At 73.8% G+C, this 19,967-nt stretch carries 21 protein-coding genes and 1 pseudogene; 11 read left to right on the forward strand and 11 right to left on the reverse strand.

Annotated features, from left to right (window positions below):
• Positions 1 to 88: 88 nt before the first annotated feature.
• Positions 89 to 1,591, reverse strand: coding sequence for a fused MFS/spermidine synthase (locus E4P40_RS02755; RefSeq protein WP_167762085.1), 1,503 nt, complete (start codon positions 1,589 to 1,591; stop codon positions 89 to 91).
• Positions 1,592 to 1,593: 2 nt separating this feature from the next.
• Entirely contained in the window at positions 1,594 to 2,340 is a 747-nt protein-coding gene (locus tag E4P40_RS02760) for an SOS response-associated peptidase (protein WP_135157153.1), read from the reverse strand.
• A 136-nt stretch (positions 2,341 to 2,476) separates the two neighbouring features.
• On the opposite strand from E4P40_RS02760, the gene E4P40_RS02765 reads away from it, so the two are divergent.
• The 3 genes from E4P40_RS02765 (at position 2,477) to rsgA (ending at position 6,253) form a co-directional block, all read left to right on the forward strand.
• Positions 2,477 to 3,934 carry an NAD-dependent succinate-semialdehyde dehydrogenase gene (locus tag E4P40_RS02765; protein WP_209305171.1) on the forward strand — a complete coding sequence of 486 codons (1,458 nt, stop codon included), beginning with the start codon at positions 2,477 to 2,479 and terminating at the stop codon, positions 3,932 to 3,934.
• A 22-nt stretch (positions 3,935 to 3,956) separates the two neighbouring features.
• Complete coding sequence (gene aroA, locus E4P40_RS02770; RefSeq protein ID WP_135157157.1) at positions 3,957 to 5,237, forward strand: 3-phosphoshikimate 1-carboxyvinyltransferase; 1,281 nt, start codon at positions 3,957 to 3,959, stop codon at positions 5,235 to 5,237.
• A 143-nt stretch (positions 5,238 to 5,380) separates the two neighbouring features.
• Complete coding sequence (gene rsgA, locus E4P40_RS02775) at positions 5,381 to 6,253, forward strand: ribosome small subunit-dependent GTPase A (protein WP_245160102.1); 873 nt, start codon at positions 5,381 to 5,383, stop codon at positions 6,251 to 6,253.
• A gap of 6 nt (positions 6,254 to 6,259) precedes the next feature.
• Here rsgA and E4P40_RS02780 read toward each other — a convergent pair whose 3' ends face one another.
• The gene (locus E4P40_RS02780; RefSeq protein WP_135157159.1) at positions 6,260 to 7,030 is read right to left on the reverse strand and encodes a hypothetical protein; all 771 of its coding nucleotides are present in this window, start codon (positions 7,028 to 7,030) and stop codon (positions 6,260 to 6,262) included.
• Between the two features lie 120 nt (positions 7,031 to 7,150).
• Positions 7,151 to 7,687 carry a DUF2087 domain-containing protein gene (locus tag E4P40_RS02785; RefSeq protein WP_135157161.1) on the reverse strand — a complete coding sequence of 179 codons (537 nt, stop codon included), beginning with the start codon at positions 7,685 to 7,687 and terminating at the stop codon, positions 7,151 to 7,153.
• Between the two features lie 51 nt (positions 7,688 to 7,738).
• Between E4P40_RS02785 and E4P40_RS02790 the strand changes: the two genes are divergently transcribed.
• Complete coding sequence (locus tag E4P40_RS02790) at positions 7,739 to 7,921, forward strand: DUF2795 domain-containing protein (protein WP_135157163.1); 183 nt, start codon at positions 7,739 to 7,741, stop codon at positions 7,919 to 7,921.
• 52 nt (positions 7,922 to 7,973) lie between these two features.
• Positions 7,974 to 8,747 (forward strand): histidinol-phosphatase, encoded by a 774-nt coding sequence (gene hisN / locus E4P40_RS02795; protein ID WP_348519636.1) that lies wholly within the window; start codon positions 7,974 to 7,976, stop codon positions 8,745 to 8,747.
• 9 nt (positions 8,748 to 8,756) lie between these two features.
• On the opposite strand, the gene E4P40_RS02800 is transcribed toward hisN, so the two are convergent.
• From E4P40_RS02800 to E4P40_RS02810, 3 genes are read right to left on the reverse strand one after another with little or no spacing between them, the layout of a single operon-like run.
• Positions 8,757 to 10,139 (reverse strand): FGGY family carbohydrate kinase, encoded by a 1,383-nt coding sequence (locus E4P40_RS02800; RefSeq protein WP_135157167.1) that lies wholly within the window; start codon positions 10,137 to 10,139, stop codon positions 8,757 to 8,759.
• Positions 10,140 to 10,145: 6 nt separating this feature from the next.
• Positions 10,146 to 10,625 (reverse strand): XdhC family protein, encoded by a 480-nt coding sequence (locus E4P40_RS02805; RefSeq protein ID WP_135157169.1) that lies wholly within the window; start codon positions 10,623 to 10,625, stop codon positions 10,146 to 10,148.
• Positions 10,622 to 11,629, reverse strand: coding sequence for an aldo/keto reductase (locus tag E4P40_RS02810; protein WP_135157171.1), 1,008 nt, complete (start codon positions 11,627 to 11,629; stop codon positions 10,622 to 10,624). Before E4P40_RS02810 ends, E4P40_RS02805 begins: the two co-directional genes overlap by 4 nt.
• Before the next feature lie 102 nt (positions 11,630 to 11,731).
• Between E4P40_RS02810 and E4P40_RS02815 the strand changes: the two genes are divergently transcribed.
• Positions 11,732 to 13,126: a cystathionine beta-synthase gene (locus E4P40_RS02815; protein ID WP_135157173.1), complete on the forward strand. Its 1,395-nt coding sequence runs from the start codon at positions 11,732 to 11,734 to the stop codon at positions 13,124 to 13,126.
• On the forward strand, positions 13,123 to 14,304 hold the full coding sequence (locus tag E4P40_RS02820) for a cystathionine gamma-synthase (protein WP_135157175.1): 1,182 nt from the start codon (positions 13,123 to 13,125) through the stop codon (positions 14,302 to 14,304). Before E4P40_RS02815 ends, E4P40_RS02820 begins: the two co-directional genes overlap by 4 nt.
• Here E4P40_RS02820 and map read toward each other — a convergent pair.
• Complete coding sequence (map, locus tag E4P40_RS02825; RefSeq protein WP_135157177.1) at positions 14,288 to 15,058, reverse strand: type I methionyl aminopeptidase; 771 nt, start codon at positions 15,056 to 15,058, stop codon at positions 14,288 to 14,290. The genes E4P40_RS02820 and map overlap by 17 nt on opposite strands.
• Before the next feature lie 187 nt (positions 15,059 to 15,245).
• On the opposite strand from map, the gene E4P40_RS27880 reads away from it, so the two are divergent.
• Positions 15,246 to 15,569, forward strand: coding sequence for an SMR family transporter (locus tag E4P40_RS27880; protein WP_167762086.1), 324 nt, complete (start codon positions 15,246 to 15,248; stop codon positions 15,567 to 15,569).
• Positions 15,566 to 16,738, forward strand: a complete 1,173-nt coding sequence (locus E4P40_RS02835) for a type III PLP-dependent enzyme (RefSeq protein WP_135157181.1) — start codon at positions 15,566 to 15,568, stop codon at positions 16,736 to 16,738. The genes E4P40_RS27880 and E4P40_RS02835 overlap by 4 nt, the downstream gene beginning before the upstream one ends.
• 58 nt (positions 16,739 to 16,796) lie before the next feature.
• Here E4P40_RS02835 and E4P40_RS02840 read toward each other — a convergent pair whose 3' ends face one another.
• Positions 16,797 to 17,105 (reverse strand): antibiotic biosynthesis monooxygenase, encoded by a 309-nt coding sequence (locus E4P40_RS02840; protein WP_135157183.1) that lies wholly within the window; start codon positions 17,103 to 17,105, stop codon positions 16,797 to 16,799.
• Positions 17,106 to 17,180: 75 nt separating this feature from the next.
• Here E4P40_RS02840 and E4P40_RS02845 point away from each other — a divergent pair, with 75 nt between their 5' ends.
• Positions 17,181 to 17,681, forward strand: a complete 501-nt coding sequence (locus tag E4P40_RS02845) for a VOC family protein (protein WP_135157185.1) — start codon at positions 17,181 to 17,183, stop codon at positions 17,679 to 17,681.
• A 19-nt stretch (positions 17,682 to 17,700) separates the two neighbouring features.
• Positions 17,701 to 19,080, forward strand: coding sequence for a Na+/H+ antiporter NhaA (nhaA, locus tag E4P40_RS02850; RefSeq protein WP_135157187.1), 1,380 nt, complete (start codon positions 17,701 to 17,703; stop codon positions 19,078 to 19,080).
• 12 nt (positions 19,081 to 19,092) lie between these two features.
• Here the strand turns inward: nhaA and E4P40_RS28740 are convergent.
• Both E4P40_RS28740 and E4P40_RS02860 read right to left on the reverse strand, forming a co-directional pair.
• Positions 19,093 to 19,665 (reverse strand): annotated as a pseudogene (locus tag E4P40_RS28740) (thioredoxin domain-containing protein); the annotation flags it as partial.
• The gene (locus E4P40_RS02860) at positions 19,593 to 19,883 is read right to left on the reverse strand and encodes a GNAT family N-acetyltransferase (RefSeq protein ID WP_135157189.1); all 291 of its coding nucleotides are present in this window, start codon (positions 19,881 to 19,883) and stop codon (positions 19,593 to 19,595) included. The gene E4P40_RS02860 and the pseudogene E4P40_RS28740, both read right to left, overlap by 73 nt.
• Positions 19,884 to 19,967 lie beyond the last annotated feature (84 nt).

Consider the following 19,967-nt stretch of genomic DNA (forward strand, 5'->3'; position numbering starts at 1 on the left):
CGAGCCGCCCTCGGCGCCACATGCTCGCGCGATCGAAGTCGAGGGATCGCTACCTGAGTGGAGGCCCGACGACCTTCGCAGAGCGGTCTCAGCCGTACGGCGTGAGCAGCTGGTCGACCGGCGCGTGGTCGTCGGTGAGCACGTCGGCGTCGCCCACGAAGTCGGCCAGGGCGTCGCCCTCGGCGACCCGCCAGACGAGGTCGCGGTCGGTCAGCGCCTCGGCGATCGCCTCGGTCGGCAGCGGCTGCCGGGATGCGACGGCGACCAGGTTGCCGCCGTCCTCGCCCGCGAGCACCGGGATCCGCGCCAGCAGCGCGACGTGCGGGAAGACGGCGCGCATCGTCGCCAGCTCGGCGCGCACGAAGCCCAGCGGCGGGTGGTCGATGAGGTTGACGGCGTAGACGCCGTCGTCGGCCAGGGCGTCGTCGACGAGCTCGAGCGCCTCCCGGGTGGTGAGCTGCCACGGCACCGACAGGCCACCGAAGGCGTCGCCGACGACCAGATCGCGACCTCCCGGCGGCTCGTCGGCCAGGCCGACGCGGCCGTCGGCCACCCGGACCCGCAGCCGGTCGGAGGTCTCCAACTCGAGCTGCTCCCGGTCGATGGCGACGACCCCGGGGTCGACCTCGATCACCAGGCTCTCGGTCCCCGGCCGGACCTCGGCGAGGTAGCGCGGCAGGGTGAGCCCGCCGCCGCCGACGTGCAGCGCCGACAGCGGCTCCCCGGCGGGGGCGACGACGTCGGTGACGGCGGCGATCGCCCGGACGTACTCGAACTCCAGGTGCGTCGGGTCGGCCAGGTCGACGTAGGAGTGCCGCAGGGTGTCGAGCAGCAGCACCCGTCCGGACCCGCGCTCGGGGTCGGCGACCACGCGGGCGCAGTGGTAGGCGGTCTCTTGCTCGCACGGGGTCGGCGCCACGGCGGCCAGTCCGGCGCCGGCCACGGCCAGCACGAGGAGCCCGGGTGGTACGCGGCCCGCACCGCCCGCCGTCCTGCGGCGCAGCAGGACGCCGACGGCGATGCCGGCCACCACGGTGAGCCCGCCGGTGCCGACGAGGATGACGCTGCTCGGCAGGATCGCGATCAGCAGGAAGCCGGTCACGAACGTCGCGGCGATGCCGCCCAGGGTGCCGATGCCCGACAACCGGCCGACGACGGCCCCCGTCTCCGACAGAGTGGCCAGCTGCAGCTTCACCACCATCGGCGGCACCGCAGACAGCAGGGCGGCCGGGACGACGACCGCGACCGCCGCCAGCAGCAGCACTCCCCCGGCGTCGGCTCCGCTGAGCAGCGAGCCGGTGAACCGCACCAGCGGCAGGACGGCGACGACGAGCGCGCCACCGGCCACCATCAGCGGCGCGAGCAGGCGGCGCGGGTCGGTGCGGTCGGCGGTGGCGCCCCCGGTCCACGCGCCGAGCGCGATGGCGGCGAGCGCGAAGCCGATGATCGCGGTGCTGGTCTGCAGCGTGACGCCGACGTACGGCGCGATGAGCCGCAGTCCGACGATCTCGAGCACGAGCACCGCGCCGGAGCAGAGGAAGGTGACGGTCGCCGCGACCCAGGTCGGCAGCGGGTGGGGGCCTGACTCCACCGTCAGAAGAGCGCGGGCTGGTCCGCGGGAGCGCTGACCGCCTCCGACCGGGAGACCAGCTCCGGCCCGTTGTTGGCCACGTTGTTCACCGCCGTGCTGACCGGGCGCAGCTCCAGCGCCTCGACCAGCTCGGGCGGCGTCGGCTGAGCCAGCTCCTCGACGTCCTCACGGGCCGGGTCGAGCCACGCCGTCCACCGGTCGGGGGGCAGCACCAGCGGCATCCGCTCGTGGATCTCCGTCAGCGCCCCGACGGCCGGCGACGTCACGATCGTGCAGGTGTAGAGCCGGTCCTCGCCGCGGCCCCAGACCTCCCACAGGCCGGCGAAGGCGAGCAGCGACCCGTCCTGCGGGGTGACGTAGTACGGCTGCTTGCCGGGGGAGTCCAGCCGCTTGGCCCACTCGTACCAGCCGTCGGCCGGCACCAGGCACCGGCGGGAGGCGGCGGCCTTCTTGAAGGCCGGCTTCTCGGTGAGCGACTCGACGCGGGCGTTGAGCATCCGGTTGCCGACGGAGACGTCCTTGGCCCAGGAGGGGACCAGACCCCACCGGACGGCGCGGAGCTCGCGGTGCCCGGCGCCGGTGGGTGCGCCCTCGGCGTCGCGCTCCTTCTTCCAGCGGACGACGTGCACGTCCTTCGTCGGAGCGACGTTGTAGTCGGCCGGCAGTGGCGCCTGTCCCTCCGCCCGCACGGCCTCGAACTCGAGGACCAGGTCCTCGGCCCGGCGGCTGGCGGCGTAGCGACCGCACATGGAGGTTCCTCCCGGATTTCCGATGTCGGGACGAACTCTAGGTGGGCCTGCTGACACCGCGCCGTCGCGCGTGGTGGGCACCGGCTCGGGTAGGGCCGTTGACGGACGGAGTTGTCGAGAGACGAGGATCACGGACGTGACCGCCACGCAGAACGCACCGACCGAGCAGCCGAAGACCGCCAGCGACTCCGGGGCCCGCCCATACGCGACTGTCAACCCCTACACCGGGGAGGTCGAGAAGGAATTCCCCTTCCTGGAGGCCGGCGCCATCGACGGCGTCGTCGCGAAGGCCCACGCCGCCTTCCTCGAGTGGCGGCGGCGCCCGGTCGAGGAGCGGGCGCAGATCGTCGGGCGTGCCGGCGAGCTGATGCTCGAGCGCGCGGACGAGTTCGCCGCCCTCGTGACCCGCGAGATGGGCAAGCGCATCCAGGAGGCCGGCGGCGAGGTACAGCTGGCCGCCAGCATCCTCGACTACTACGCGAAGAACGGCCCCCGTTTCCTCGAGCCCCGCCAGATCGAGGTGATGAAGGGCGAGGCCGTCGTCGAGAACGAGCCGCTCGGCGTGATCCTGGCCATCGAGCCGTGGAACTACCCGCTGTACCAGGTGGTCCGGGTCGCCGGGCCGAACCTCGTCCTCGGCAACGCGATCCTGCTCAAGCACGCCGAGCTGAACCCGCAGACGGCCCTGGCGATCGAGAAGTGCTTCCTCGACGCCGGCGTCCCCGAGGGCGTCTACACGAACGTCTTCCTCGCCATCCCCGACGTCGAGCAGGTCATCGCGCACCCGCTGGTGCGCGGCGTCACCCTCACCGGCAGCGAGCGGGCCGGCAGCGCCGTCGCCTCGCTGGCCGGCAAGCACCTCAAGAAGTCGGTCCTGGAGCTCGGCGGCAGCGACCCGTTCATCGTGCTCGACACCGAGGACCTCGGCCGCACGGTCAGGGCCGCGACGACGGGGCGGATGCAGAACAGTGGCCAGGCCTGCATCGCAGCCAAGCGGCTGATCGTCCCCGAGGACATCTACGAGCCGTTCGTCGAGGGCCTGAAGCAGGCGTTCTCCACCTTCTCCCCCGGCGACCCGAGCGACCCGTCGACGACGCTCGCGCCGCTGTCGAGCGAGCGGGCGGCCAAGGACCTGCACGCGCAGATCCAGGACGCGATCGACAAGGGCGCGACCGTCGTCATCGGCGGCGGCCGGCCCGACCTGCCGGGCGCCTTCGTCGAGCCGACGATCCTCACCGACGTCACCCCGGAGATGCGGGCCTACTCGGAGGAGCTCTTCGGCCCGGCCGCCGTCGTCTACAAGGTGTCGAACGAGGACGAGGCCGTCGAGCTGGCGAACAACACCACGTACGGCCTCGGCGCCGCCGTCTTCTCCGGCGACCTCGACCAGGCCCGGTCGGTCGCCGACCGGATCGAGGCCGGCATGGTGTTCGTCAACCAGCCGACCGGGTCGTCGGCCGAGCTGCCCTTCGGTGGCGTGAAGCGCTCGGGTTACGGCCGGGAGCTGTCGGAGCTCGGCATGTACGAGTTCGCCAACCGCAAGCTCACGCGCGTGCTGCCGGCCAAGAAGGCGGACAAGCCGCAGGCCGGTTGAGAACCCCAGGCAGAATGGCGCTGTGAATCCGGTCTGGACGACGCCGCACCGCTCGACCCCGGTCGACGCCGTGGTCGCCCTGCCCGGCTCCAAGTCGATCACCGCCCGGGCCCTGATCCTCGCGGCGATCGCGGACGGGCCGAGCCGGCTGGTCCGGCCGCTGCGCGCCCGCGACACCGACCTGATGGCCGCCGGCCTCCGCGCCCTCGGCGTCCGGATAGAGGACGACGGCGACGACCAGGTCGTGACCCCGTCGTCCCTGCGCGGACCGGCGCAGGTCGACGCCGGCCTGGCCGGCACCGTGCTGCGCTTCCTCCCGCCGGTCGCTGCCCTGGCCCACGGGGCCGTCACCGTGGACGGCGACCCGAGGCTGCGCGACCGCCCGAACGCCGGGCTGCTCGCCGCCCTCCGCGCCCTGGGCGTGTCCGTGGACGACGGCGGCCGCGGCCGCGCCCCGTTCACCGTGCACGGATCGGGCCGGGTGCGCGGCGGGGCCGTGGACGTGGACGCCAGCGAGTCCTCCCAGATCGTCTCCGGCCTGCTGCTCGCCGCGGCCCGCTTCGACGAGGGCATCGATCTGTCCCTCGCCGGCGGCGTCCCGTCGATGCCGCACGTGGAGATGACCGTGACGACGCTGCGCGAGCACGGCGTCGACGTCACTCCGACCGATCGCGGCTGGCGGGTTGCGCCCGGGCCCGTCGCCGCCCGCGACGTCGTCGTCGAGCCCGACCTCTCCAACGCCGCCCCCTTCCTCGCTGCGGCGCTGGCGACGGGCGGGCGGGTGACCGTGCGGGACTGGCCGGCGGTCACGACCCAGCCCGGCGCCCAGCTGGACCGGCTGCTGGCCCGCATGGGTGCCGAGGTCGAGCGCACCCCCGTGGGGCTGCAGGTCACCGGCACCGGCACGATCCGGCCGCTCGTCGCCGACCTGGGCGAGGTGGGCGAGCTGACGCCGGTCCTCGCCGCGCTGTGCGCGCTGGCCGACGGGGCGTCGCGGCTGACCGGCATCGGCCACCTGCGCGGCCACGAGACCGACCGGCTACAGGCACTCGACGAGGTGCTGACTGCTGTCGGCGCGCGGGTCGAGCAGCTGCCCGACGGCCTGGTCATCGAGCCCGGACCGCGCCGGCCCGCCCTGCTGGACTCCTACGCCGACCACCGCATGGTGCACGCGGCCGCCGTCCTCGGGCTGGCGATCGAGGGGGTGCAGGCCGGGGACCCCGGCGCCGTCACCAAGACGCTGCCCGACTTCGTCGATCGCTGGAACGGCCTGCTCGGCGACCCCGTGGGAGTCCCGCACTGAGCGGCCGGCGGCACGACAGCCGCTCGGACGAGGACGACATCCGGGTACGGCCCGGCCGTCGCGGTTCCCGCCCGCGCACGCGCACCCGGCCGGCGCACAAGGACGCCGTCCCCGGGCTGGTCGTCGCCGTCGACCGCGGTCGCATGACCGTGCGGGTCGAGGGTCCCGGCGTCGACGCGGTCGACGTCACGGCGATGCGCGCCCGGGAACTCGGCAAGCACGGGGTCGTCGTCGGCGACCGGGTGCGGCTGGTCGGTGACACGAGCGGCCGCACCGACAGCCTGGCGCGGATCGTCTCCATCGAGGAACGGACGACGTCGCTGCGGCGCACCGCCGACGACACCGACCCCACCGAGCGCGTGGTCGTGGCCAATGCCGACCAGCTGGTCATCGTCACCGCGGTGACCGACCCCGAGCCGGCGTACGGCTTCCTCGACCGCTGCCTGGTCGCGGCCTACGCCGGTGGCCTCGAACCGCTGCTCTGCATGACGAAGACCGACCTCGGCAGCCCCCAGCCCCTGTTGGACCGGTACGCCGGGCTGGGCCTGGATGCCGTGCACATCTCCCGGGAAACGCCGCTGGACCCGCTCCTCGACCGGCTCGTCGACAGGATGAGCGTCTTCGTCGGCCAGTCCGGTGTCGGCAAGTCGACCCTGGTCAACCGGCTGGTCCCCGACGCGTTCCGGGCGGTGGGCGACGTGAGCAAGATCGGCAAGGGCCGGCACACGTCGTCCTCGGCCGTGCTCTTCGATCTCCCCGGCGGCGGCACCGTCATCGACACCCCCGGCATCCGGTCGTTCGGCCTCGCGCACGTCACCGCCGACGACGTCCTCGAGGCGTTCGAGGAGATCGCCGAAGCCGCCGTCGACTGCCCGCCGCTGTGCGGGCACACCGCCGACGACCCCGAGTGCGCCCTCGACGCCTGGGCGGCGGCCGGCCCGCCGGCCCGGCTGGAGCAACTGGCGGCGCTCCGGGTGCTCCTCGGCGCGGTCGGTCAGCTCGGCCCCGGGTACTGAGAGGAACTAGCGGCGGCGGAACAGCCCGCGGCGCGGCTGGGCGAACAGCGCGTCGTCCATCGGTCCGTCGACCGCCTCGATCCGCAGCTCATGGCCCCGGCCGGGCGTCAGCCCGCCGATCTCCTCGGTGGACACGCAGACGCCCGTGCCCACGTCCAGCCGCACCCGGTAGGCGTCGGGGTAGGCCCTCAGCACGTAGTGGGGGTGGTCCGCGAACTCCAGCAGGTCGATCGCGCGGGTCCTCAGCAGCGGGCAGCACCCGCACCGCGGCTCGTAGTAGGGAGTCGGGCGCACCACGGCTTCCCAGGCCGGCCGGCCGGCGTGCTCCACCTCGGTGACGGCGTCGACCGTCACCGCCTCCCACTCCTCACCGGTCTCGCGGTCCTGGCCATCGGCGAGCTCGACCGGGTCGAGCATCGCCACCCACCGGTAGTCCTGGTACATCGGGGCGTCGGCGGACACCACCGCCGGGCGGACGTCGACCAGCCCGTCCTGGCGCAGCACCGGTGGCTCGGCCTCGACCGGCCACGGCAGCCCTCTCGGGTAGCCGCCGTCCGGAGTCAGGACGCCGACCTGCAGCGGAGGCTCACGGACGATCTGGAGCAGATCGCCCTCGAGGGTCTCCACCCGGAGCTGGTCCGGACGGCGCAGCCAGGCCCGGACGTGATCCGGGCCGCCGCCGTCCACGCCGCGGCGGAGGGTGAACCGCAGCGTCGACCACCGCCACGGCGAGGAGCGCGCCAGGGCAGCGAACGAGTCGGCGCTCGGAACTAGCACGCGGGGAAGTCTGGCGCGCCCCGGCCGCGCGCACGAGCGAGTTACTCGGAACGACCGCCATCCGCATCGCGGCGGTCATCCCGGCCCGCAGAACGACCACCGTGCGCAAGACGGCGCGGATCAGAGATCCACCGGACCGCCGATGCGCCAGTAGACGCCGGCCTCGCGGGTCAGCAGCCCCTCGTCGACGAGGTAGCGGCGCAGCGCGGCGACGTCCGGGTGCCAGACGGCCAGCAGCGCGTTGACCTCCCGCTCCGGGTACCGCACGCCGGGCTCGAAGACACGCACCAGGTGGTGCAGCACCAGGAGCCGCTTGCTGTGCTGCGCCGGGATCGAGACCAGCCGTCCGTCGCGGACGAACGCCGACAGCACCGCGTCCTCGGCCGGGTCGTCGGACAGCGGCTCCGGGGGCGGTGCCGCCTCGGCGGCGGCCCGGGCGGCCACGCCGAACCGGTCGGCGTGCAGCAGGAGGGTGTGGCCGTCGCGGTGCACGAGCCCGGCGCGGGCCAGCCGGCGGGCGGCGAGGGCGACGTCCTTGAGCGGGAGGCCCGACGCCGCGGCCACCTCCTCGGTCGTCCCGGCGCCCAGCGCGAGGGCCGCCACGACCTTCAGACGCGTGGGATCGGCCAGCAGTCCGGCGATCGTCGCGGCGTCCACGCTCCGACGGTATCGGCGCATCCCCGGATCCCGGACGGGTACTCCGGGGGCATGGTCAGTCCCATCGACATCCAGAAGGCTCTGTCCGGCATGGACTATCCGGCGAGCAAGGACGACATCGTCCGCCACGCGGAGCAGCAAGGGGGTGACAAGGAGGTCGTGGAGGCCCTCAGGAAGATCGAGGACCGCGAGTACGAAGGCCCGAGTGGGGTCAGTTCAGCGGTCTTCGACTGATCCCCGGCTAGGTTCGGTGCCCATGACGTCGGGGCGCGGGTTTTCGGAGGACATGAGGCTGGCACACGTGCTGGCCGATCAGGCCGACTCGATCAGCCTGGACCGCTTCAAGGCGCAGGACCTGAAGGTCGACACCAAGCCCGACCTGACGCCGGTGACCGACGCCGACCGGGCCGTCGAGGAGATGCTGCGCATCACCCTCAGCCGGGCTCGCACCCGCGACGCGGTGATGGGCGAGGAGTTCGGCACCACCGGTCACGGCCCGCGCCGCTGGGTGCTCGACCCGATCGACGGCACGAAGAACTTCGTCCGCGGCGTGCCGGTCTGGGCGACCCTCATCGCCCTCTTCGACGGCGAGGAGCCGGTGGTCGGCCTGGTCTCGGCCCCCGCGCTCAACCGGCGCTGGTGGGCGGCCAAGGACGTCGGCGCCTGGACGGGGCGCCGCCTGGAGTCCGCGACCCGCTGCCAGGTGTCGCAGGTGACCGACCTGGCGGACGCGAGCCTGTCGTACTCGAGCCTCTCGGGCTGGGCGGACCGGGGACGCCTCGACGGCTTCCTCGACCTCACCCGCTCCGTCTGGCGCACCCGCGCCTACGGCGACTTCTGGAGCTACGTCCTGCTGGCCGAGGGCGCCGTCGACATCGCCTGCGAGCCGGAGGTGTCGATCTGGGACCTCGCTGCCCTCGACGTCATCGTGCGGGAGGCCGGCGGCACCTTCACCGACCTGACCGGCGCCCCGGGACCGGCCGGCGGGCACGCACTGGCGACCAACGGCGCGCTGCACGAGGCGGCACTGCGCCACATCCGGCTGCCCGACCCCGACTGACCTGCACGGTCACGAGGTCGTCCCGCGCCACCGCTCCGCCGCGCGTGCCAGCTCCGGCGCCGGGCGCGGCTCCACCATCGGGCCGTGGTCCCGCCGGGGGACGACGTCGAGCCCGGCGCCCCGGCCGGCCAGCATCGCAGCGCCGACCGCCGAGGCGCTGCGCAGCCGCAGGTGACGGACCGGCCACTGCAGGACGTCGGCGAGCACCTGCTGGACGACGGCGGCCCGGGCGCCGCCACCGGTGAGGACGACGGGCACGGCTCCCGACGGGACGTCGAGCAGCCCGACCGCCGCGGCGACGGCGAATCCGATCCCCTCGACCGCCGCCCGGGCGAGGTCCGCGCGCGTGGTGCCCGGTTCGAGCCCGGCCCAGCCGCCCCGGTCGTCCGGGCCGGCGACGCCGCCGCGCTCGCCGGTGAGGAAGGGGCGGAACACCGCTCCCCCGGCCCCGGCGGGCGCCGAGGCGGCTGCGTCGAACAGCTCGTTCCAGCTCAGGCCGAGGACGCCGCAGACCCACTCCCACGCGGAGCCGCCGTTCTGCAGCGCGGCCATCGCGTACCAGCCGCCGTCGGCGTCGGCGTAGCCGTGCACCACCGGGTCGTCGACCGGTCGCGGCCGCCATCCGGGCCGGAGCACCTGGACGCCGGTCCCGAGGTTGACCTGCAGGGCCCCTTTCGTCCCGGCCGCGAACAGGGCCAGCGGGGTGTCCGCGCCGCCGACCACCACCGGCACCTCGCCGACCGGCAGCGCCGCGGTCCCGACGACGTCGGCGGATGACCGGACGTCCGGGAGGAGCGCGCGGTCGATGCCGCCCGCCGCGACCGCTGCGGCCGACCAGTCGTCGGCCACGACGTCCCAGAGCAGGGTGGCCGAGGCGTCGCTGCGGTCGGTGACCGCGCCGGGGACGAGCGTTGCGCGGAGCGCGTCCTTGGGCAGCAGAGCAGCCGCGGCCCGGTCGACGACAGCCGGCTCGTTCATCGCCAGCCAGGCCAGCATCGGGCCGGTCATCCCCGGCGCGAGCGGGTTCGCCAGGGCGGCCCGGTCGGCGGACGGCAGGGCCCGCCAGCGTGCCAGCTCGCCGGTCGCGCGCCGGTCGGGCCACAGCAGTGCCGGCCGCAGCGCGGTCTCGGCGTCGTCCACCAGGACGGCGCCGTGCATCTGCCCGGCGATCCCGAGCGCCCGCACCGGGGCGCCGGAGAGGTCCAGCCCGGCGAGCGCCTCGTCGAACGCGCGCCGCCAGGTGCCGACGTCGGTCTCGGCCCACCCCGGCGCCGGTCGCGCGACCTCGTACGCGGACTCGGCCTCGCCGACGACCTCCCCCGCCGCGTCGAGCGCGACCAGCTTCAGGCCGCTCGTGCCCAGGTCGGCGCCGAGCAGGACGTCGTCGGGCATCGGGCGTCAGCCGGGATGCGCGAAGCCGCCGGCGCGGCCGTTGCGGTCGGCCAGCAGCCCGGCGAGCGTCGAGACCGCGATCTCCGCCGGGGCCTTCGAGCCGATGTCGAGGCCGATCGGGCGGTGCACCCGGGCGATGTCCGCCTCGGGCACTCCGAGCGCGGTCAGCGCGGCGACGTGCGGGCCCTCGTGCCGGGGGTTGCCCATGACGCCGATCCAGCGGGCGGGCCGGGCGAGCGCGTCGCGGAGCAGTTCCCCCAGCTCGTCGCGGTGGTGGTCGGTCACCACGACGTCCGCCGTGCCCGCGGCGAGCTCCCGGTCCAGCTCGGCGAAGCTCCGCACGACGAGGTCCGGCGTGCCCGCGGGAACGCGCTCGCCGTCCGGCTCGACGACCACGGTGCGGAAGCCGAGCTCCGCACCCCAGCGCACCAGTACGTCGGCCACCGGCCAGGCGAAGACCGCCACCAGCAGCCGGTCGGCGGTCACGCCCGCTCCGGGCTGTCGCCGTAGGAGTAGGCGGCGTCGACGTACCGGCCGCCGGCGGCGACCCCGGGAGGTGCGATCCCGTCGAGCCGCGCGAGGTCGTCGGCGGAGAGCCGGACGTCGGCGGCGGCGACGTTCTCCTCGAGGTAGGTCCGCCGCTTGGTGCCCGGGATGGGGACGACGTCCTCTCCCTGGGCCAGCACCCAGGCCAGCGCCAGCTGACCCGGGGTCGTCCCCTTCTCCTGCGCCATCGCCCGGACGGCCTCGACGAGGCGGAGGTTCACCGCGAAGGCCTCCCCGGTGAACCGCGGATGACCCCGCCGCCAGTCGTCCTCCCCGAAGTCCTCGGGGCCGGTGATGGCGCCGGTCAGGAAGCCCCGGCCCAGCGGGCTGAAGGGGACGATGCCGATGCCGTGCTCGCGCGCGACGCCGAGCACTTCTGCCTCCAGGTCCCGCGTCCACAGCGACCACTCGCTCTGCAGGGCGGCGATCGGGTGCACGGCCACCGCCCGCCGGATCGATGCGGCGCTGGCCTCCGACAGGCCGAGGTACCGGACCTTGCCCTGCTCGACGAGCTCGGCCAGCGCACCGACCGTGTCCTCGATCGGCACCTTCCGGTCCACGCGGTGCTGGTAGTAGAGGTCGATCACGTCCACCTTCAGCCGTCGCAGGCTGTCCTCCACGCGCGCACGCACGTTCTCCGGGCGGCCGTCGATGCGCTGGCCGCCGTCCTCGGTCCGGCTGATCGCGAACTTCGTGGCGAGCTGGACATCGTCCCGGCGGCCGGCGATCGCCTCCCCGACCAGCTCCTCGTTGTGCCCGTCGCCGTAGACGTCGGAGGTGTCGAGGAACGTGACCCCCAGGTCCAGGGCCCGGTGGATCGTCGCGATCGACTCCTTCCGGTCGGCGGCGCCGTACATCTGGCTCATGCCCATGCAGCCGAGGCCGAGCGAGGAGACGGTCAGGCCGGTCAGGCCGAGCGTGCGGGTGCCGACGGAGGGACTCATGCCCGCATCCTCGTGCGTCGCCACCCGGGCCCGCCACCGGCCCCTCTGGTGGAATGGTCGAGCTGGGTGCCGACCGCCGGCAGCCGACAAGGAGGCCCTTCGTTGGAGTACGCCGAGTCCGTCGTCGACCTGGTCGGCAACACCCCGCTGGTGCGCCTCACCTCGGTGACCAGCTCCCTGGGCCCCGACGCGCCGCTGGTGCTGGCGAAGCTCGAGTACCTCAACCCGGGCGGATCGGTGAAGGACCGCATCGCCGTCCGGATGGTCGACGCCGCCGAGGCGAGCGGTGCGCTGAAGCCGGGCGGGACGATCGTGGAGCCGACCAGCGGCAACACCGGCATCGGGCTCGCCCTCGTCGCCCAGCAGCGCGGCTACAGCTGCATCTTCATCTGTCCCGACAAGGTGGGCCAGGAGAAGATCAACGTGCTGAAGGCCTACGGCGCCGAGGTCGTCGTCTGCCCGACCGCCGTCGACCCGTCCGATCCGCGGTCGTACTACTCGGTCTCCGACCGGCTCGCCCGCGAGACGCCGGGCGGCTGGAAGCCCGACCAGTACTCGAACCCGGCGAACCCGCAGTCGCACTACGAGACGACCGGCCCGGAGATCTGGGCGCAGACCGAGGGCCGGATCACCACCTTCGTCACGGGCATGGGCACCGGCGGCACGATCAGCGGGATCGGGCGCTACCTCAAGGAGGCGTCCGGCGGTCGCGTGCGCGTCGTCGGCGCCGACCCCGAGGGCTCGGTCTACTCCGGGGGCACCGGCCGCCCGTACCTGGTGGAGGGCGTCGGCGAGGATTTCTGGCCGTCCACGTACGACCGCGAGATCGCCGACGAGATCATCCCCGTGTCCGACGGCGACTCCTTCGCGATGACCCGGCGGCTGGCCCGGGAGGAGGGGCTGCTGGTCGGCGGCTCCTGCGGGATGGCCGTCGTCGCCGCGGTGAAGGCAGCGAGGAAGCTCACCAGGGACGACGTCATGGTGGTGCTGCTCCCGGACGGCGGCCGCGGCTACCTCAACAAGATCTTCAGCGACAAGTGGATGGCCGACTACGGCTTCCTCGACTCCGCCTCGGGCACCACGGTCGGCGAGCTCCTGCACACCAAGTCCGGCGAGACCCCGACGCTGGTGCACACGCATCCGAACGAGACCGTCCGCGACGCGATCAACATCCTCCGCGAGTACGGCGTCAGCCAGCTGCCGGTGGTGCGCGCGGAGCCCCCGGTGACGGCCGGCGAGGTCGTCGGCTCGGTCGACGAGAAGACCCTGCTCGACTCGCTCTTCGCCGGCCGGGCCAGCCTCGCCGACCGGGTGGAGAAGCACATGTCCCCGCCGCTGCCGATCATCGGCTCCGGGGAGGAGGTCGGCGCGGCGGTCGCCGCGCTCGGCTCCGCCGACGCGCTCGTGGTGCACGTCGACGGCAAGCCGGCCGGCGTCGTCACCCGCCAGGACGTGCTCGGCCACCTGGCGGGGCTCGGGCATACGGTCGGCCCATGAGCGGCTTCAACACGCGGGCGATCCACGCCGGGCAGGAACCGGACCCGGCGACCGGGGCGGTGATCCTGCCCGTCCACCTCACCACCACCTACAAGCAGGACGGCGTGGGCGGCCTGCGCGGCGGCTACGAGTACAGCCGCAGCGGCAACCCGACCCGGACGGCGCTGCACGAGGCGCTGGCCGCGCTGGAGGAGGGCACCACGGCGCTGGCCTTCGCCTCCGGCCTCGCCGCTGAGGACACCCTGCTGCGGACCGCCTGCCGTCCCGGCGACCACGTCGTCCTCGGGGGCGACGCGTACGGCGGGACGTTCCGGCTCATCTCCCGCGTGCTGTCGGAGTGGGGTCTGGAGTACACGCCCGTCCACCTCGACGACCCCGACGCGGTGCGCGCGGCGATCCGGCCGACCACCCGCGTCGTCTGGTGCGAGACCCCGAGCAACCCGCTGCTCAACATCACCGACATCGAACTCACCGCGGCGGTCGCGCACGAGGCCGGCGCGCTGCTCGTCGTCGACAACACCTTCGCCTCGCCCTACCTGCAGCGGCCGCTCACCCTCGGCGCGGACGTCGTCGTCCACTCGACGACCAAGTACCTCGGCGGGCACTCGGACGTCGTCGGTGGCGCACTGATCACGCGGGACACCGGCCTCGGCGAGCGCCTGGCCTACAACCACAACGCGATGGGCGCGGTGGCGAGCCCCTTCGACTCGTGGCTGGTGCTGCGCAGCCTCAAGACGCTGGGCGTCCGGATGGACCGGCACTCGGCCAACGCCGCACGGGTGGCCGAGTACCTGCTCGACCACCCGGCGGTCTCGGGCGTGCTGTACCCGGGGCTCCCGACCCACCCCGGGCACGACGTCGCCGCGAAGCAGATGGCCGGCTTCGGCGGGATGGTCTCGTTCCGGCTGAGGGACGGCGAGGACGCCGCACTGAAGGTGTGCGAGCGGGCGCAGCTGTTCACGCTGGCGGAGTCGCTGGGCGGCGTGGAGTCGCTGATCGAGCATCCGGGCCGCATGACGCACGCGAGCGCGGCCGGTTCGCCGCTGGAGGTGCCGGCCGACCTGGTGCGCCTCTCGGTCGGCATCGAGGACGTCGACGACCTCCTGGCCGACCTGGAGCAGGCCCTGGCTGAGCGCGGCGCCGTCAGCAGAAGGGCCCCCGTCAGAGCGGAAGCGTGAGAATCCTGGGGCCGTCCTCGGTGACGGCGACCGTGTGCTCGACGTGGGCGGCCCGGCTGCCGTCGGCGCTGCGCAGCGTCCAGCCGTCCGCGTCGACCCGGTAGTCGTCGCTCCCGCCGGCCAGGAACCAGGGCTCGATGGCGATGACCAGGCCGGGCCGCAGCGGGACCCCTCGCCCCGCCCGGCCCTCGTTCGGTACGTGCGGGGCCTCGTGCATCGTCCGGCCGACGCCGTGACCGCCCTGGTCGGTGTTGATCCCGCACCCGCCGGCGCGGCCCACGGCGCCGATGGCCGCGGAGACGTCGCCGACCCGGTTGCCCACGACGGCCGCCGCGATACCGGCCTCGAGCGCGCGTTCCGCGGTGGCCACGAGCGACAGGTCCTCCGGTCGCGGCGTGCCCACCGGGAACGTGATCGCGGCGTCGCCGACCCACCCGTCGAGCGTGGCGCCCGCGTCGACGCTGAGCAGATCGCCGTCCCCGAGGACGTCCGGCGAGGGGACGCCGTGCAGCGCGACGTCGTTGACCGACAGGCAGACCACGCCCGGGAACGGCGGCGTGGTGGCCGCCGGGGCATAGCCGAGGAACGGCGAGGTGGCTCCCGCCGCGGCGAGGACATCCCGGGCGACGGCGTCGAGCCGGGTCAGCCGGACGCCCGGCGCCGCGGCCGCCCGGACGGCGGCCAGCATGTCGGCGACCACCGCACCGGCGGCGCGCATGGCCTCCAGCTCGCCAGGCGTGCGCAGCTCGATCACGGGAACTCCTTCCGGTCTGACCGTCCCGGTCTTCAAGGGACCCCATCCTCCTCACCCCTCGCAAGCTCGGGGCGAGCCTCTGGATGGGCGGCCGGCTGGGCGCCCTGCTGCAGGCCGCTGCGGGAATCGAACCCCGGCGGAGGTCGCCTGGCCGTATCTGCCGCCGACGCCGGGCGCTCCTCCCGGCATGGTCTTCCTGGTCGTCACCGTCGTGGCCGACGTGGCCGGCGTCGTCCTGCTGGGCGCGGCCCGGGGACTGGAGCGGCCGGCCCTCCTGCTCGCCGGGCTGCTGCTGCTCCTGTTCGGCTTCGTGATGTTCTCGTACGCCACACGGACGGTCCCGGCAGGTCTGGCCAACGCGGTGTGGGCCGGGGCGAGCATCGTGCTGGTGGTCCTCCTCGGCCGGATCTTCCTGAGCGAGACGATCTCGGCGGCGCAGTACGTCTGCCTGGGCCTGATCCTCGCCGGCACGCTGGGTATCTACCTCCTCGGCCGCGCACCGGTGTCATGACCAGCGTCACCGAGTCCACGTGGACCGTCCCGACTCCCGCCCAGCTGGGCACCGAACTGGCCGCCATCGACCTGCCGGCACTGGTCGGGCGGCACGGCACGCCGCTGCTGGTGCTGGACCCGGCGAGGATCGCCGAGCAGTACCGGGCACTGCGCCGGGCGCTGCCGGACGTGCGGCCGTACTACGCGGTGAAGGCCCTGTCGCACCGGGCGGCGCTGGCCGCGGTCCGCGACGAGGGCGGCTTCTTCGACGTCGCCTCTCCTCGGGAGGTCGCGCTGGTGACGGAGCTGGGCGTGGCCCCGGACCGGTGCATCTACACCCACCCGGTCAAGAAGCCGGCGGACGTCGCGGCAGCGGTGCGGTCGGGCATCCGGACGTTCGTCTTCGACAACGAGGCGGAGCTGGACAAGTTCGCCGGCCTCGAGCACGACGTCGAGCTGCTGCTGAGGCTCCAGTACCGCACGCCGCAGGCGCTCATCGACCTGTCCTACAAGTACGGCGCCCGGCCTGACGAAGCCCTCGATCTCCTTCGGACCGCGCAGCAGAAGGGCCTGCGGGTGACCGGCCTGTCGTTCCACCCCGGCAGCCAGCTGGCGAGCGCCGAGCCGCTGCTCCAGGACATCCAGCACGCGGCGATGCTGATCGACTGCCTGGCCGACGTGGGCGTGGACCTGGACGTCCTCGACATCGGCGGGGGCCTGCCGGTGCCCTACGACGCGGCCGTGCCGCACCTGGACAGCTTCGTGTCGGCGATCGCGGAGGAGATCCGCCCACTGACCCGACGCGGCATCCAGGTGATCTCCGAACCGGGGCGGTTCGTGGCCGCGCCCGCCATGCTGGCCGTGGCCGGCGTCGTGGGGGTCACCCGGCGCGGGGGGATGCCCTGGTACTACCTGGACGACGGCCTCTACGGCAGCTTCTCGAACGTGCTGAGCGACCACGTCCACCCCACGGTCTACGCGTACGACGCGGGGCTCGAGGAGCGGGAGACCCTCCCCAGCGTCCTGGCCGGCCCGACCTGCGACAGCACCGACGTGATCACCACCAGCGCGATGCTGCCGGCGATGGAGGTCGGCGACCTGGTGGTGGCGCCGTTCATGGGGGCCTACACCAGCGTGACGGCCTGCGAGTTCAACGGCCTGCCGAAAGCCACCGTGGTCGTCGTCTGACAGAGGCCCCCCTCCTCCTCACCCCTCGCAGTCTCGGGCGAGCCTCTGGAGGCGGCCTTCAGCCTGTGGGCCCGACGATGAACAGCGGGCGGAAGTGCTCGACGACGGGGAACGGGTCGTAGAAGGAGTGCAGCAGGCGCCGCCACTCCTGGTATCCCGGCGAGCCCCGGAAACCCTCCGTGTGGTCCTCGAGACGGTTCCACTCGACGAGCAGGAGGAACACGTTGTCCCGCTCCGTGCACCGCGACAGCAGCAGCCGCCGGAAGCCCGGCGACGAGGAGATGATCGGGGAAGCGGCCCGGAACGCCGCCTCGAACTCGGCCTCGCGGCCCGGGGTCACCGACAGCTCGGCGTGCTCGAGGATCACCCGGCGGAGGTTACGGGGAAGCAGGAGCCGGTCAGCGCGGTTGTCGCCAGGCAGCATCGAACGAGGAGGAACGCCGTGAGCACCACCGAGAGCAGCGACCTGGCCGCCCAGGAGCGCGCCCGCATCCGCGAGGTCCACCTCAAGCCCGCAGGAGAGCGACCGTCGTCGACGGCCCGCGGCCTGCACCACACCGCCCTGATCAGCAGCGACGTCGAGCGCACGGTGCGCTTCTACCAGGACGTGCTGGGCTTTCCGCTGACCGAGCTGATCGAGAACCGCGACTATCCGGGCTCCTCCCACTTCTTCTTCGACATCGGCAACGGCAACCTGCTCGCCTTCTTCGACTTCCCCGGCCTCGACGTCGGCCCGTACGCCGAGGTCCTCGGCGGGCTGCACCACATGGCCATCAGCGTCGACCCCGACCGCTGGGCGAAGCTGGTCGAGCGGCTCACCGAGGCCGGCGTCGAGCACGAGGTGCACAGCGGCGTCTCGGTCTACTTCCGTGACCCCGACGGCGCCCGCATCGAGCTGATCGCCGACCCGCTCGGCGAGATGTACGGCCAGCACGTCCTCTGACGCAAGCCGCTCCCCCGACGTGACGCAGCCGCCCCGTCCCGGCCCGGCCTCCCGAGTCTCCCTCCCGGCCCTCTCGCCGTCCTCGAAGCTCTACGTGGGCACCGAGGCCGGCGGCTCCGCCCTGCTCCTCGTGGCCACCCTCACGGCGCTGCTGTGGGCCAACTCCCCGTGGTCCGGCTCCTACGACGCGTTCTGGTCGACGACCGCCACCATCGGCGTCGGCGACCTGGCGCTGTCCATGGACCTCGAGCACTGGGTCAACGACGCCGCGATGGCGCTGTTCTTCCTGGTCGTCGGCCTGGAGATCACCCGCGAGGTGTCCACGGGCGAACTGCGCGACCGGCGGAACGTGGCGGCGCCGGCCCTCGGCGCCCTCGGCGGCCTGCTCGTGCCGGCCGCCGTCTACCTCGCCGTGAACCCCTCGGGCCCGGCCAGCGCCGGCTGGGGCATCGTCATGTCCACGGACACGGCGTTCGTCCTCGGCATCCTCGCGCTGTTCGGCCCGCGGTGCCCGGACCGGCTGCGGCTCTTCCTGCTCACCCTCGCGATCGTCGACGACATCGGTGCCATCTCCGTCATGGCGCTCGTCTACAGCGGGAACCTCGGCCTGACCGCCCTGGCCGTCTCCGGCGTGCTGGTCGCCGTCCTGGTGGGTCTCCGGTGGCTGGGTGTCTGGCGGCTGGCGCCCTACGTGGTCACCGGCATCGCGCTGTGGCTCGCCGTCCATGCCTCGGGCGTGCACGCCACGCTGGCCGGCGTCCTTGTGGGGCTGCTGCTGCCGTCGAAGCCGACGGCGCCGGAAGTGCTCGATCGCACCCGCGACTACGGCCGTGCGCTCCGCGAGGCGCCCGACCCGCAGCGGGCCCAGCTGGCCCGCCTCGCCGTCGCCGCCACCGTTCCGGCCGGCGCCCGGCTGCAGCAGACGCTGCACCGGTGGACCGCCTACGGCGTCGTCCCTGTCTTCGGTCTGGCCAACGCGGGTGTCCCGCTCGACCTCGAGACCCTGCGGACGGCGGCGACGTCGCCGGTGACCCTGGGCATCGCGGCCGCCCTCGTCGTCGGCAACGCGATCGGCATCACCGCCGGTGCCGCGGTCGCGCTGCGCACGGGCTGGGGCACGCTGCCCGGCGGCGTCCGCTGGTCGCACCTGATGGCCGGCGCGACGCTGGCCGGCATCGGCTTCACGATCTCGCTGTTCATCACCGATCTGGCGTTCACCGACGAGCGGCTGCGCGAGCAGGCGACCATCGGCATCCTCGCCGGCTCAGTGGTGGCAGCGGTCGCCGGTGTCGTCCTGCTCCGCGTCCTCGGCGAGCGCTTCTCGCTGTGCTCGCCGGAGTCCGAGGGGCCACCGGCGCTGCCGCCGCGGCCCTGGCTCGAGCCCTCCGTTCCCGCCTGACACGGCGCGGCGCAGGGCGCCGAGCTCCATCCGGCCGGAGAAACGGCGGCCGTCGACGAGGACGGTCGGCGTGCCGGCGACCCCGGCGGCCAGGCCGGCCGCGAAGTCGGCCTCGATCTTGTCACCGAACGGCTGCGCGGCCTGGCCGACCACCCGGTCGCCGTCCAGCCCGAGCTCCTCGGCGTAGGCGCGCAGGGCGGCGTCGTCGAGTCGCTCCTGCCGGACGAACAGGAGGTCGTGCATGGGCCAGAAGCCTCCTTGCGCGCCGGCCGCCTCCGCCGCGAGGGCGGCGGTCAATGCATACGGATGGCGCTCGGCCAGGGGGAAGTGCCGGAAGACCAGGCGGATCCCGCCGTCGGACTCCTCGACGAGGCGGCGGAGCACCGGCGCCGCGGCCGCGCAGTACGGGCACTCGTAGTCGCCGTACTCGACGACCGTGACCGGCGCCCCGGGATTCCCGAGCACGTGCTCGCCCGGCAGCCGCCGGACGGCGCTCTCCTCGGGGGTTGCCGTCACCGGCCCGGGGAGGTCACGAGGTCGGCGTACTCGGGGTGCTTCTCGATCCAGCCCCGCACGAACGAGCACTTCGGGACGACCGAGCCGCCCTTGGCGCGAACGTCGTCCAGCGCGCCCTGCACGAGCGTGCTGCCGAGGCCGGACCGCCCGCTGTCCTGGTCGACCTCGGTGTGGGTGAACACGGTGGTGTCGCCGTTGCGCTGGTAGTCGGCGTGGCCGAGCAGCTGCTCGCCGTCGCGGATCTCGTATCGGTCTGCTTCCGGGACGTCCCGGACGGTGGGCTCCATGCCGACGCCAACGGTTGCCCGGCGGCCGCTGTTCCGTCCCGTGGACGGAACGGGCCCGGTCACCGAGGTGACCGGGCCCTTCGT

The organism is Blastococcus sp. CT_GayMR20 (assembly GCF_004570345.1).